Source organism: Streptomyces dioscori (genome assembly GCF_003024195.1).
Taxonomy (GTDB): domain Bacteria; phylum Actinomycetota; class Actinomycetes; order Streptomycetales; family Streptomycetaceae; genus Streptomyces; species Streptomyces dioscori.
In genome coordinates, this window is the sequence record NZ_KZ679043.1 from 296,804 (window position 1) to 310,543 (window position 13,740).

Genomic DNA, 13,740 nt, shown 5'->3' on the forward strand with positions numbered 1-13,740 from the left:
CCCCGCCGCCCCTACCCGTTCCCGTCACAGACGCAGGGGCTCCGCCCCCGCACCCCCGTTGCGCAGTTCCCCGCGCCCCTGAAAACCCCCTGGGGGCGCGGGGAACTGCGCAAAAGGGGGCGAGGGGGCGGAGCCCCCATGCGTGGACGGGAACGGGAAGGGGCGGCGGGGGCGAGAAAACGCCCCCGCCGCCCCCTTACCCATCCCTCAGGGTGAAGCCGGCGGATACAGCGCGCGCGGCAGCTGCGACGCCGCCGCCGCGTCCAGCAGCCACAGCGTGCGGGCGCGGCCCTGCGCCCCCGCAGCCGGCGCCTGGATCTCACCCGCGCCGGACAGCGCGATCGCCGCGGCCTCCGCCTTGTCCTCGCCCGCCGCGAGCAACCACACCTCCCGCGCGGCCCGGATCGCGGGCAGCGTGAGCGTGACGCGGACAGGCGGCGGCTTCGGCGCGCCGCGCACCCCCACCACCGTCCGCTCGGTCTCACGGACGGCGGGCAGTTCCGGGAACAGCGACGCCACATGCGTGTCCGGCCCGACGCCCAGCATCAGCACGTCGAAGGACGGGACGGAAGCGTGGTTCTCGGGCCCGGCCGCCGACGCGAGTTCGGCCGCGTAGGCCTCCGCCGCCGCCTCCACGTCCGCGCCCCACTGGCCGTCCGACGCGGGCATGGCGTGCACGCGCTTCGGGTCCAGCGGTACCGCGTCGAGGAGTGCCTCGCGGGCCTGGGTGACGTTCCGCTCGGGGTCGCCGTCGGGCAGGAACCGCTCGTCGCCCCACCACAGGTCGAGCCGGCTCCAGTCGACGGCGTCCCGGGCGGGCGCCGCCGCGAGCGCGGCCAGCAGGCCGTTGCCGTTGCGGCCACCGGTCAGCACGACCGAGGCGTGACCGCGCGAGGCCTGCGCGTCCACGACCTTCGTGATGAGCCGGGCCGCGGCGGCCTGGGCCATCAGTTCCTTGTCGCGGTGGACGACCAGCTGGGGAGTGCTCACTGCGGGTCCGCCTTCTTGACCGGGGGCATCTGGGCGGGGGTGGGGCGCCCCGGATCTCCCTCACCCGCTGACGCCGATGCCGGCGCGGAAGCGGATGCCGACGCTCCGGCCGGCTTCGCGGCCGGATCCGGGGTGTCGTGCACCGGGCGCACCGGGAGTTCCCCCGGCGTCCAGGTGGCGGCCTCGGGCCGCTGTGAGGCCGACTGGATGCCGCCCAGCCGGTCCACCCCGAACCGCAGCGCGGACGCGTACGTGTCGTCCGGGTCGAGCCGGCGCAGCTCCTCCGCGAGCAGTTCGGACGTCTCGCGGCGCTTGAGGGCCACCGCGCGGTCCGGCTGGCCGGGCAGGGCCAGGGTGGCCATCGCGCCGTCCGAGCGGTGCAGGGTGATGGGTCCGCCGGTAGTCTCCAGGCGGACCTGGGTCAGCCCGGGACCGGCGGACACGGCACGGCGTACGTGCACGTGGAGGCGGTCGGCGAGCCACATGGCGAGCAGTTCGACGCTCGGGTTGGCCTCCTCGCCCGCCACCTCGACGGAGACGACCTCGCAGTCGACCTGGTCGAGGGCGGCGGCCAGCATGGAACGCCACGGGGTGATGCGGGCCCATGCCAGGTCGGTGTCACCCGGCTCGTAGCTCTCGGCGCGGGCCTTCAGTTCCTCGACGGGCTTCTCCGCCGCGTAGCTGTCGGTGACCCGGCGCTGGCCGAGGGCGCCCAGCGGGTCGCCCGCCGGGTCGCGGGGCGCGTCGACCGACCACCAGACGACGACCGGCGCGTCGGGGAGCAGCAGGGGCAGGACGACGGACTGGGCGTGGTCCGAGACCTCGCCGTACAGCCGCAGGATCACCGTTTCGCCGGTGCCGGCGTCCGCGCCGACCCGTACCTCGGCGTCCAGGCGCGACTTCGTGCGGTCGCGGGGCGAGCGCGAGACGCGCTTGATGACGACGAGGGTGCGCGAGGGGTGTTCGAGCGAGGCGTCGTTGGCTGCCTTCAGCGCGTCGTAGGCGTTCTCCTCGTCGGTGACGATGACGAGGGTGAGCACCATGCCGACGGCCGGTGTGCCGATGGCCCGGCGGCCCTTCACGAGCGCCTTGTTGATCTTGCTGGCCGTGGTGTCCGTGAGATCTATCTTCATGGCCGACGCCAGCTCCGTCCGTCTCGCTTGAGCATTTCGTCGGCCTCGACGGGCCCCCACGTGCCCGACTGGTACTGCGCGGGCCTGCCGTGCTTGTCCCAGTACTCCTCGATCGGGTCGAGGATCTTCCAGGACAGCTCGACCTCCTCGGTACGCGGGAAGAGGTTCGAGTCGCCGAGGAGGACGTCGAGGATCAGCCTCTCGTACGCCTCGGGGCTGGACTCCGTGAACGACTCGCCGTACGCGAAGTCCATCGACACGTCCCGGATCTCCATGGAGGTGCCGGGCACCTTGGAGCCGAAGCGGACCGTGATGCCCTCGTCGGGCTGGACGCGGATGACGATCGCGTTCTGGCCCAGCTCCTCCGTCGCCGTGTGGTCGAAGGGGGAGTGCGGGGCGCGCTGGAAGACGACGGCGATCTCGGTGACCCGCCGGCCCAGGCGCTTGCCGGTGCGCAGGTAGAAGGGGACGCCGGCCCAGCGGCGGTTGTCCACCTCGACCTTGATGGCCGCGTAGGTGTCGGTCTTCGACTTGGGGTCGATACCGTCTTCCTGGAGGTAGCCGACGGCCTTCTCGCCGCCCTGCCAGCCCTCGGCGTACTGACCGCGGACCGTGTTCGCACCCAGGTCGCCGGGCAGCTTCACCGCGCCGAGCACCTTGGTCTTCTCGGCGGCGAGCGCGTCCGCGTCGAAGGAGGCGGGCTCCTCCATGGCCGTGAGGGCCATCAGCTGGAGCAGGTGGTTCTGGATGACGTCACGGGCGGCGCCGATGCCGTCGTAGTAGCCGGCCCGGCCGCCGATGCCGATGTCCTCGGCCATCGTGATCTGTACGTGGTCGACGTACGACCGGTTCCAGATCGGCTCGAACATCTGGTTGGCGAAGCGCAGCGCCAGGATGTTCTGGACCGTCTCCTTGCCCAGGTAGTGGTCGATGCGGAAGACCTGGTCCGGGGCGAAGACCTCTTCGACGGTGGTGTTGAGGTCCTCGGCCGACCTGAGGTCGTGGCCGAAGGGCTTCTCGATGACCGCGCGCCGCCAGGAGCCGCCCGTCTGGTCGGCGAGGCCGTGCTTCTTCAGCTGCTGGATAACCACCGGGAACGCGCCCGGCGGCACGGACAGGTAGAAGGCGAAGTTGCCGCCCGTGCCCTGTGCCTTGTCCAGTTCGCCGATCGTCTCGCGCAGCCGCTCGAACGCGTCGTCGTCGTCGAAGGTGCCCTGGACGAAGCGCATCCCCTGGATGAGCTGCTGCCAGACCTCCTCACGGAACGGCGTACGGGCGTGTTCCTTGACGGCGTCGTGGACCTCCTGGGCGAAGTCCTCGTTCGCCCACTCGCGGCGCGCGAAGCCGACGAGGGAGAAGCCCGGCGGCAACAGGCCGCGGTTGGCAAGGTCATAAACAGCAGGCATGAGCTTTTTACGGGACAAATCGCCCGTGACCCCGAAGATGACGAGGCCCGACGGCCCCGCGATACGCGGGAGCCGTCGGTCCGCCGGGTCACGCAGCGGATTGCTGCTTGACAAGATTTCAGCCCTCCGAGGGGGCGAGGCGCTGGAGTTCCGCCTCGGTCGACTTGAGCAGGTCGTTCCAGGCGCCCTCGAACTTCTCGACGCCCTCGTCCTCCAGAAGCTGGACCACTTCGTCGTACGAGATGCCGAGCTTCTCGACCGCGTCGAGTTCGGCACGGGACTGCTCGTACGTACCGGCGACGGTGTTGCCGGTGATGTTGCCGTGGTCCTCGGCGGCGAACAGGGTCGCCTCCGGCATGGTGTTCACCGTGTTCGGCGCGACCAGGTCGTCGACGTACAGGGTGTCCTTGTAGGCCGGGTCCTTGACGCCGGTCGAGGCCCACAGCGGACGCTGCTTGTTGGCCTGCGCCTTGTCCAGGGCGTTCCAGCGGTCCGAGGTGAAGACCTCCTCGTACGCCTGGTACGCGAGCCGCGCGTTGGCGAGGCCCGCCTTGCCGCGGGCGGCCTTGGCCTCGTCGGTGCCCAGCGCGTCGAGCCGCTTGTCGATCTCGGCGTCCACCCGGGACACGAAGAAGGACGCCACCGAGTGAATCTTGGAGAGGTCCAGGCCCGCGGCCTTGGCCTTCTCCAGGCCCGCGACGTACGCGTCCATGACCAGGCGGTAGCGCTCAAGCGAGAAGATCAGCGTGACGTTGACGCTGATGCCCCGCGCGATCGTCTCGGTGATCGCGGGCAGGCCCGCCATGGTCGCCGGAATCTTGATGAGCGTGTTCGGCCGGTCGACGAGCCAGGCGAGCTGCTTGGCCTCGGCGACGGTCGACTTGGTGTTGTGCGCCAGACGCGGGTCGACCTCGATCGAGACCCGGCCGTCCTGGCCCTGCGTCGCGTCGAAGACAGGACGCAGGATGTCGGCGGCGTCACGGACGTCCGCCGTCGTGATCATGCGGATGGCCTCTTCGACCGTGACCTTGCGGGCGGCGAGGTCGGACAGCTGCTGGTCGTAGCCGTCGCCCTGCGAGATCGCCTTCTGGAAGATCGACGGGTTGGTGGTGACGCCCACGACGTGCTGCTGGTCGATCAGTTCGGCGAGATTGCCGGACGTGATCCGCTTGCGCGACAGGTCGTCCAGCCAGATCGCGACGCCTTCCTCGGAAAGGCGCTTGAGTGCGTCTGTCATGGAAAATGCATCTCCTACGTGTCGTATGTCGGCGTCGGCGTCAGCGCTGGGCTGCGGCGATCGATTCCCGGGCGACGTTCGCGACGTTCTCGGCAGTGAAGCCGAACTCCTGGAAGAGGACCTTGCCGTCGGCCGAAGCACCGAAGTGCTCCAGGGAAACGATGCGGCCCGCGTCCCCGACGAAGCGGTGCCAGGTCAGACCGATACCGGCCTCGACCGCGACCCGCGCCTTCACGGACGGGGGAAGCACCGAGTCCCGGTACCCCTGGTCCTGCTCGTCGAACCACTCCACGCACGGCACGGACACGACCCGCGTCGGGGTGCCGGCCGCCTGCAGCTGCTCACGTGCCTCGACGGCCACGTGGACCTCGGAACCGGTGGCGATGAGGATGACCTCGGGCTCGGCGCTCTGCCCGTCGGACCCCTCGGCCTCGAAGAGCACGTAGGCGCCCTTCGTCGCGTCCTCGTTGGCGTCGTACGTCGGTACGCCCTGACGGGTCAGCGCCAGACCGTGCGGTGCGCCCTTGCCGAAGACCTTCGTGTAGCGGCGCAGGATCTCGCGCCACGCGATCGCGGTCTCGTTGGCGTCGGCCGGGCGCACGACGTTCAGGCCCGGGATGGCGCGCAGCGAGGCCAGGTGCTCGACCGGCTGGTGGGTCGGGCCGTCCTCGCCGAGACCGATGGAGTCGTGCGTCCACACGTACGTCACCGGCAGGTGCATCAGCGCGGAGAGGCGTACCGCGTTGCGCATGTAGTCGGAGAACACCAGGAAGGTGCCCCCGTAGATACGGGTGTTGCCGTGCAGCGCGATGCCGTTCATCTCCGCGGCCATGGAGTGCTCGCGGATGCCGAAGTGGATCGTGCGGCCGTACGGGTCCGCCTCCGGCAGCGGGTTGTCCGCCGGGAGGAAGGACGACGTCTTGTCGATCGTCGTGTTGTTCGAGCCCGCGAGGTCGGCCGAGCCGCCCCACAGCTCGGGGACGACCGCGCCGAGCGCCTGGAGGACCTTGCCGGACGCGGCACGCGTGGCGACGCCCTTGCCCGTCTCGAAGACCGGGAGCTTCTCCTCCCAGCCGGCCGGCAGCTCGCCCGCGGCGATGCGGTCGAACTCGGCGGCGCGCTCCGGGTTGGCGGTCCGCCACGCGGCGAAGCCCTTCTCCCACTCGGCCTTGGCCTCACGGCCGCGGTCGAGTGCCTTGCGGGAGTGCGCCAGCACCTCGTCGGCGACCTCGAAGGACTTCTCCGGGTCGAAGCCGAGGACCCGCTTGGTGGCCGCGACCTCGTCGTCGCCGAGCGCCGAGCCGTGCGCGGCCTCGGTGTTCTGCGCGTTCGGGGCGGGCCAGGCGATGATCGAGCGCATCGCGATGAACGACGGCCTGTCCGTGACGGCCTTCGCGGCCTCGATCGCCGCGTACAGGGCGGCCGGGTTGAGGTCGCCGTTCTCCTGCGGCTCCACGCGCTGGACGTGCCAGCCGTACGCCTCGTACCGCTTGGGGGTGTCCTCGGAGACGGCCGTCTCGGTGTCGCCCTCGATCGAGATGTGGTTGTCGTCCCACAGCAGGACCAGGTTGCCGAGCTTCTGGTGGCCCGCCATCGAGGACGCCTCGCCGGAGATGCCCTCCTGGAGACAGCCGTCACCGGCGATCGCGAAGATGAAGTGGTCGAACGGGGAGGTGCCGGGGGCCGCCTCCGGGTCGAACAGACCGCGCTCGTAGCGGGCGGCCATCGCCATGCCCACCGCGTTCGCGACACCCTGGCCGAGCGGCCCGGTCGTCGTCTCCACACCGGTGGTGTGCCCGTACTCGGGGTGTCCCGGGGTCTTCGAACCCCACGTCCTGAACGACTTCAGGTCGTCCAGTTCCAGACCGAAGCCGGCCAGGTACAGCTGCGTGTAGAGAGTCAGGGACGAATGGCCGGCGGACAGCACGAAGCGGTCGCGGCCGGTCCAGTCGGCGTCCGCCGGGTCGTGCCGCATCACCTTCTGGAAGAGGGTGTACGCGGCTGGCGCCAGACTCATCGCCGTACCCGGATGGCCGTTGCCGACCTTCTGTACGGCGTCGGCGGCCAGGATGCGGGCGGTGTCGACCGCCCGCTGGTCCAATTCGGTCCACTCGATGTCTGTTGTGGTCGGCTTGGTGCTCACCCTGGGTCAGGGCTCCTCTCCACATGTTGCACATGTCGAATGCCGGTGCACGTGGCGCCCACCGGCTCGCTGTCGAGCCTACCCCCGTGGCAACGCGCATTTTTTCGAGTCATTCCAGACTGCCGGGACTTGCCCTCTTCCGCCTCCCGACCGGCGGGTTCCGTATTCGGCAAGTGAATACGGAGCACGTCATCCGACTGCTCAATCCGAAGGCGATCAGTCCTTCGCGAGACCCTTTCAACACGAGCGGACCCCCGCCGAGGCCGGGGTCTGGGCAACGTCTACAGTGGCGTGGTACGCGCGAGCCTTTACCGGGAGTTCACACTCGGGGCTCGCTGGGATGTCTCTGTCAGGGGTGTGCGTGACGGCCGTTGAATCCCGTCCAGCGGGAGTAGTCGGTGGGACGAGTCAGGGCACGAACCACCGGCCGTTCGGGGCCCGGGTCATGGCGTTCGTCGCTCTTACGAAGCCGCGGATCATCGAACTGCTGCTGATCACCACCGTGCCGGTGATGTTCCTGGCGCAGCAGGGGGTGCCCGACCTGAAGCTGGTGCTGCTCACCTGCCTCGGCGGATACCTCTCCGCCGGTGGCGCCAACGCGCTGAACATGTACATCGACCGTGACATCGACGCGCTCATGGAACGTACGTCGCAGCGCCCGCTCGTCACCGGCATGGTGAGCCCCCGCGAGTGCCTCGCCTTCGGCATCACGCTCGCCGTGGTCTCCACCCTCCTGTTCGGCCTCACCGTCAACTGGCTGTCCGCCTGGCTGTCGCTGGGGGCCCTCCTCTTCTACGTCGTCGTCTACACGATGATCCTCAAACGGCGTACGTCGCAGAACATCGTGTGGGGCGGGATCGCCGGCTGCCTGCCCGTCCTCATCGGCTGGTCGTCCGTCACGAACTCCATGTCATGGGCGCCGGTCATCCTCTTCCTCGTCATGTTCTTCTGGACGCCGCCGCACTACTGGCCGCTGTCCATGAAGGTGAAGGACGACTACGCGCGCGTGGGCGTGCCGATGCTGCCCGTCGTCGCCTCCAACAAGGTCGTCGCGCGGCAGATCGTCCTCTACAGCTGGGCCATGGTCGGGGTCTCCCTGCTGCTCACTCCGCTGGGGTACACCGGGTGGTTCTACACGGTCGTCGCCGTGGTGACGGGGGCGTTCTGGCTGTGGGAGGCGCACGGGTTGCAGGCTCGGGCCAAGGGCGGGGCCGTGGGGGCGAAGCTGAAGGAGATGCGGCTGTTCCACTGGTCGATCACCTATGTGTCGCTGCTGTTCGTGGCGGTTGCGGTGGACCCCTTCCTGCGGTGACGCTCCGCGTGAGGGCGGGTGGGGTGCGTTGTCGGGTGCCGGCCCGTCGTGGCTGGTCGCGCAGTTCCCCGCGCCCCTAAAAGATTGCGCCGTTCCCCGCGCCCCTGAAGGCAAAAGATTGCGCCGTTCCCCGCGCCCCTGGTTGTGGGGGTGGGCGTCGCCATCTGGGCTACCCGTCGGTAGCATCCTGGTATGGCAGACATCCAGCAGGTTGACGAGGGCGCGGGCGCCGAGCCGGACGCCAAGGTCGAGCGGCGTACCGCCAAGCTCGTCAAGCAGATTTCCTCGTTCGTCGAGGCTCATGGCGGGGCCGAGGGGCAGATCGCGTATCTCGGGCAGAAGGGTGCCCGGATCGTGCTCGTGGGCGAGGACGGTGAGTGGGGCGACCTCGTGGCCCCCACCTACGCCCTCGCCGAGGAAGCCGTGAAGCAGTCCGGCATCACCGTCCACGAGGACTTCGACGGCGACTTCGCCAACAAGGTCAGGACGGGCCCGTACGAGTGGACCCGCATGGCGGGCATCCAGGTGGGCGGCCCCAAGCCCCGTTAGGGGCGCGGGGCTGTGACATGTGCGGCTCCGCCGCGTGGGCGCGGCCGGCCACGACGCACCCGCACCCGACAACGCACCTCCCCCGTTAAGCCCTGCAACCAGGCGGAGCCACACGTGGGGGAGGTCCGGATGATCGAAACGCCGTCGCTGGTGGACCAGTACTGCCACGGCGTACTGCGGACGGAGCTGGGCCTCGGCACCTTCGAGGCCCACCTGGCGCGCGGCGAGGGCCCACCCGCCGCCGGCACCACGTTCTTCGACACCCAGACCGGTTTCGCCGTACGCCGCTGGTGCCCCCCGCTGCTCGGCCTCGAACCGCACTGCCCGCCCGCGCGCTATCTGGCCCGCCGCCGGGAGCTCGGCGTTCTGGAGGCGGGCCGCAAGCTGTTGCGGGGGAGCGGCATCACGACGTATCTGGTCGACACCGGGCTGCCGGGTGACCTGACCGGCCCCGGCGAGATGGCCTCCACGGGCGCCGCCGACGCCCACGAGATCGTCCGGCTCGAACTGCTCGCCGAGCAGGTCGCCGACACCTCCGGCACCGTCGAGTCGTTCCTCGCCAACCTCGCCGAGTCGGTGCACGGGGCCGCCGCGACCGCCGTGGCCTTCACCTCCGTGGCGGGCGTACGGCACGGTCTCGCGCTCGCGCCCGAACCGCCGGGACCCGGCGAGGTGCGGGGCGCCGCGGGCCGCTGGCTGGCGGGCCGCCGGGTGGGCGGCGCGCTGAGCGATCCGGTGCTGCTCAGGCATCTGCTCTGGATCGCCGTCGCCTCCGGCCGCCCGCTCCAGTTGCACGCGGGCCTCGGCGAGCCCGGACTGCGCATCGACCGCACCGACCCGGTCCTGCTCTCCGACTTCGCCCGCGCCACGGCCGGGCTCGGCACCGACCTGGTGCTGCTGCACGGCTACCCGTACCACCGGCACGCGGCGCATCTCGCCGGAGTGTTCCCGCACGTGTACGCCGATCTGGGCGCCGCGCTCGTGCGGACCGGCGCGCGGGCGGCGGCCGTGCTCTCCGAGATCCTGGAGCTCGCCCCCTTCGGCAAGCTCCTGTTCTCCAGCGGGGCCCACGGCCTGCCCGAACTCCATGTGGTCGGCGCACGTCTCTTCCGTGAGGCGCTCGCCCGGGTGCTCGGCGCCTGGGTGGCCGAGGGCGCCTGGTCCCTGGTCGACGCGCAGCGGGTCGCGGGACTGATCGCGGCGGGCAACGCGAAACGGGTGTACGGAGTGGAGTGAGGTGCACAGACTGGCCGCATGACTCGCAGCGACGCGACCGACCGGCTCCTCGACCGCTTCCGTACCGAAGTGCGCGGCCTCGGCCCCGTGGCCGTGTGGGCACACGGCTCGCTCGGCTGCGTGGGCGGCGACGACTACCAGGAGGGCCGCAGCGACCTGGACCTGATCGTGGTCCTGGACGGCCCGGTCGCCCCGCGTACGGTCTGGCGGGTGGCCCGGCTGCACGCCCGTCTGCGCGGTGAACCGCTCGTCGCCAAGCTGCACTGCAGCTATCTGACACCCGGGACGGCGGCCGATCCGGAGCGGCGGCACCTCACCTGGGCACACCGGCAGCTCTTCAAGCGGCCCATCACCCCGGTGACCCGGCGCGAACTGCACTCCTTCGGGCTGGTCCTGTCCGGCGAGCGGCCCGACACCCTGCTGCCGCCGGTGACGGACGGCGAACTCGCCGCGTTCGTTGTCCGGGACCAGCGGGACTTCTGGCGCCGCGAGGTGGACCGTACGAGCAACTGGACCCAGGACGCGTGGGTGGACGTCGGGATGACCACGCACGCGCGTGCCGCGGTCACGCTGAAGGACGGACGGCTGATCACCAAGCGCGCGGCCCTGGACCTGCTGCCCGAACTTGGCGCGCCCGTGGAGGTGGTCGCGGACATCCGCGGGCGGCGCTACCCGGAGCCGGGGGCACCGCTGCGGGAGGTCCGGGAGATCCAGGCGTGGGCGGCCCGCAGAGGGCAGCTGACCAGGGAGTTCCTCGGCCCGGCGATCGACCGCCTCGTGGCCGCGTACACGTGAGCTGTGACGGGTCAGGTGCGGCTGAGCGCCGACTCCGTCGACTGGCCCGGCAGGTCCGCGACGGTCTCCGGGCGTTCCCGCAGCGACAGCAGGACGCGGAGCGTGGCGATCCACACCAGGCAGGAGCCGAACATGTGGAGGCCGACCAGGACCTCCGGCAGATCGGTGAAGTACTGGACGTAGCCGATGGCGCCCTGGGCGAGGAGCACCAGGAAGAGGTCGCGGGTGCGGTGCAGGGGGCCCCGGGGCGCGTCGACGGCCTTGAGGACGAACCACAGGGCGAAGGTCAGCGTCACCACGATCCAGGCCAGGACGGCATGCAGCTTGGTGACGTTCTCCCAGTTCAGCGGGATGCGGTGGACCTCGCTCGAATCGCCGGCGTGCGGTCCCGCGCCGGTGACGACCGTGCCCACCGCGATCAGCAGGACGGTGGCGGTGACGAGGATCCACGCCATCTGCAGCACCGGCTTGCCGACCAGCGGACGGGGTGCGTCGTCACCCTCCCGGGTGCGCTGCCACATCACCGTGGCGACGGCGATCAGCGCGGTGGACAGGAGGAAGTGCGCGGCGACCGTGTACGGGTTCAGGCCGACGAGGACGACGACCCCGCCGAGGACCGCGTTGCTCATGACGACCCAGAACTGCGTCCAGCCGAGCCGGGTGAGGCTGCGCCGGTACGGCTTCTGCGAGCGCGCGGCGATGATCGCCCAGCCGACCGCGGCGCACAGCACGTACGTCAGCATGCGGTTGCCGAACTCGATGACGCCGTGCACGCCCATCTCGCTCGTCGTGGTGAGCGAGTCGTCGGTGCACTTGGGCCAGGTCGGGCAGCCGAGGCCCGAGCCGGTCAGCCGGACGGCACCACCGGTCACCACGATCAGCACCGCCATGACGAGCGCGGCGAGAGCGGCGCGCTGGACCGTCCGGGGGGACGGGGTCCAGCGCCCTGCGATGAAGGCGAGCGGGTTGCGCACGGCTTGAGCGGCGTCCGCTCGGGTCACGTTCGGCACGGGCTCCATCGTAGAGGGCTGCTTGTGCACGCGTTCACGAGGCCCCTCCGGGCCGCCGCGTGCCGTCACTCCCGCCGTTCCCTCCCGGCTGTCACCTGCGGCTGTCGCTCCCGGCCGTTCCGTCCGGCCGTCACTCCCAGCGGAAGAACCGGCCGGCCGCCGCCAGGCCCAGAGCCGCCCACACGGCCAGGATCCCGAGGTTGCCCCAGGGCATCCCGGCGCCGTGCTGGAGCACGTCCCGCAGCCCCTCCGAGAGGGCCGAGATCGGCAGTAGACCGAGGACGTCCTGCGCCCCCTGCGGGAACTTGTCCAGTGAAACGATCACTCCGCCGCCGATGAGCAGCAGCAGGAAGACCAGGTTCGCGGCGGCCAGGGTGGCCTCCGCCTTCAGCGTCCCCGCCATCAGCAGACCGAGCCCCGAGAACGCGGCCGTGCCCAGGACCAGCAGGAGCAGCACGGCGAACGGGTTGCCGTGCGGCGACCAGCCCAGCGCGAGGGCGATCACCGTCACGAGGATCACCTGGAGGATCTCCGTGACCAGCACGGACAGGCTCTTGGCCGTCATCAGGCCCCAGCGGGGCAGCGGGGAGACGGCGAGCCGCTTCAGCACGCCGTACCGCCGCTCGAAGCCCGTCGCGATCGCCTGGCCGGTGAACGCCGTCGACATCACGGCCAGCGCCAGGATGCCCGGCGCCAGGAAGTCCACGGCCTTGCCGTCACCGGTGTCGACGATGTCCACCGCGCTGAACAGCACGAGCAGCAGCGTCGGGATGATCACCGTGAGCAGCAGTTGCTCGCCGTTGCGCAGCAGCATCTTCGTTTCGAGGACCGCCTGTGCCGCGATCATGCGGGGCAGCGGGGCCGCTCCCGGCCTCGGCGCGTAGGTGCCCGCGGCCGTCGATCGGGCGCCGGCCGCCGCTCCCGTTCCCGTCGTTTCCGCGCTCATCCGCGCAGCTCCTTACCGGTGAGCTCCAAGAAGACGTCCTCCAGGGTGTGCCGCTCCACGGAGATCTTCTCCGGCATCACGCCGTGCTGGGCGCACCAGCTCGTGACGGTGGCGAGCAGCTGCGGGTCGATCTTGCCGCCCACCCGGTACGAGCCCGGGGTCAGCTCGACCGCCGTGGAGTCCGCCGGGAGGGCCTTGAGGAGGGAGGCCACGTCCAGACCGGGCCGCCCGCCGAACCGCAGGGTGTTCTCGGCGCCGCCGCGGCACAGCTCCTCCGGGGAGCCCTGGGCGATGACCCGGCCGGCGTCGATGATCGCCACGTCGTCGGCGAGCTGCTCGGCCTCGTCCATGTGGTGCGTGGTCAGGATCACCGAGACCCCGTCGGCGCGCAGCTCACGGACGAGTTCCCAGGTGGCCCGGCGTGCCTGGGGGTCGAGGCCCGCGGTCGGCTCGTCCAGGAAGACCAGCTCGGGGCGTCCGACCACGGCCATGGCGAGTGCGAGGCGCTGCTGCTGCCCGCCGGACAGTCGCCGGTACGTGGTCCGGCCGCAGCTGCCGAGACCCAGGCGCTCGATGAGGGCGGCCACGTCCAGCGGATGTGCGTGCAGCCTGGCCACGTGCTTGAGCATCTCGTCGGCGCGGGCGCCGGAGTAGACGCCGCCGGACTGGAGCATCACACCGATCCGGGGGCGCAGGGCCGAGGCCTCGCGCACCGGGTCGAGGCCGAGCACCCGGACCGTTCCGGCGTCGGGGCGGCGGTAGCCCTCGCAGCTCTCGACGGTGGTCGTCTTGCCCGCGCCGTTGGGGCCGAGTACGGCCGTGATGCCCGCCCGGGCCACCAGATCCAGGCCGTCCACGGCGGTCTTCCCGCCGTAACGCTTCACCAGACCGCTGACCTGGACGACGGGGTCACTTCGCATGGGCGGCCTCACTTCGCATGGTCGCCAAGTCTAGGGACGGCCGGGCGGGCGCATGAGGGCGGG

Annotated in this window: 12 protein-coding genes; 4 read left to right on the forward strand and 8 right to left on the reverse strand. The window is 70.9% G+C overall.

What is annotated here, in order from left to right:
• Positions 1-207: 207 nt before the first annotated feature.
• Genes pgl through tkt form a run of 5 tightly spaced genes read right to left on the reverse strand, consistent with a single transcriptional unit; the run spans position 208 to position 6,909 of the window.
• Positions 208-990: a 6-phosphogluconolactonase gene (gene pgl / locus C6Y14_RS17640; protein ID WP_107017647.1), complete on the reverse strand. Its 783-nt coding sequence runs from the start codon at positions 988-990 to the stop codon at positions 208-210.
• Positions 987-2,123 (reverse strand): glucose-6-phosphate dehydrogenase assembly protein OpcA, encoded by a 1,137-nt coding sequence (gene opcA / locus C6Y14_RS17645; RefSeq protein ID WP_107017648.1) that lies wholly within the window; start codon positions 2,121-2,123, stop codon positions 987-989. The genes pgl and opcA overlap by 4 nt, the downstream gene beginning before the upstream one ends.
• The gene (gene zwf / locus C6Y14_RS17650) at positions 2,120-3,646 is read right to left on the reverse strand and encodes a glucose-6-phosphate dehydrogenase (RefSeq protein WP_318658059.1); all 1,527 of its coding nucleotides are present in this window, start codon (positions 3,644-3,646) and stop codon (positions 2,120-2,122) included. The genes opcA and zwf overlap by 4 nt, the downstream gene beginning before the upstream one ends.
• A gap of 1 nt (position 3,647) precedes the next feature.
• Complete coding sequence (gene tal, locus C6Y14_RS17655; RefSeq protein WP_107017650.1) at positions 3,648-4,766, reverse strand: transaldolase; 1,119 nt, start codon at positions 4,764-4,766, stop codon at positions 3,648-3,650.
• Between the two features lie 40 nt (positions 4,767-4,806).
• Complete coding sequence (tkt, locus tag C6Y14_RS17660) at positions 4,807-6,909, reverse strand: transketolase (RefSeq protein ID WP_107017651.1); 2,103 nt, start codon at positions 6,907-6,909, stop codon at positions 4,807-4,809.
• A 355-nt stretch (positions 6,910-7,264) separates the two neighbouring features.
• Here tkt and C6Y14_RS17665 point away from each other — a divergent pair, with 355 nt between their 5' ends.
• From C6Y14_RS17665 to C6Y14_RS17680, 4 genes are all read left to right on the forward strand, one after another.
• Positions 7,265-8,221, forward strand: a complete 957-nt coding sequence (locus C6Y14_RS17665) for a heme o synthase (protein WP_199854774.1) — start codon at positions 7,265-7,267, stop codon at positions 8,219-8,221.
• Positions 8,222-8,413: 192 nt separating this feature from the next.
• Positions 8,414-8,770, forward strand: a complete 357-nt coding sequence (locus C6Y14_RS17670; protein WP_107017653.1) for a hypothetical protein — start codon at positions 8,414-8,416, stop codon at positions 8,768-8,770.
• A 129-nt stretch (positions 8,771-8,899) separates the two neighbouring features.
• Positions 8,900-10,006 carry an amidohydrolase family protein gene (locus C6Y14_RS17675; protein ID WP_107017830.1) on the forward strand — a complete coding sequence of 369 codons (1,107 nt, stop codon included), beginning with the start codon at positions 8,900-8,902 and terminating at the stop codon, positions 10,004-10,006.
• 18 nt (positions 10,007-10,024) lie between these two features.
• A complete protein-coding gene (locus C6Y14_RS17680; RefSeq protein ID WP_107017654.1) occupies positions 10,025-10,801 on the forward strand; it encodes a nucleotidyltransferase in 777 nt (258 codons plus the stop codon).
• 11 nt (positions 10,802-10,812) lie between these two features.
• Here C6Y14_RS17680 and C6Y14_RS17685 read toward each other — a convergent pair whose 3' ends face one another.
• The 3 genes from C6Y14_RS17685 to C6Y14_RS17695 form a co-directional block, all read right to left on the reverse strand.
• Positions 10,813-11,820: a COX15/CtaA family protein gene (locus C6Y14_RS17685; protein ID WP_107017655.1), complete on the reverse strand. Its 1,008-nt coding sequence runs from the start codon at positions 11,818-11,820 to the stop codon at positions 10,813-10,815.
• Between the two features lie 121 nt (positions 11,821-11,941).
• Positions 11,942-12,757 (reverse strand): ABC transporter permease, encoded by an 816-nt coding sequence (locus tag C6Y14_RS17690; RefSeq protein ID WP_107017656.1) that lies wholly within the window; start codon positions 12,755-12,757, stop codon positions 11,942-11,944.
• Entirely contained in the window at positions 12,754-13,677 is a 924-nt protein-coding gene (locus C6Y14_RS17695) for an ABC transporter ATP-binding protein (protein ID WP_107017657.1), read from the reverse strand. The genes C6Y14_RS17690 and C6Y14_RS17695 overlap by 4 nt, the downstream gene beginning before the upstream one ends.
• Positions 13,678-13,740: the final 63 nt, after the last annotated feature.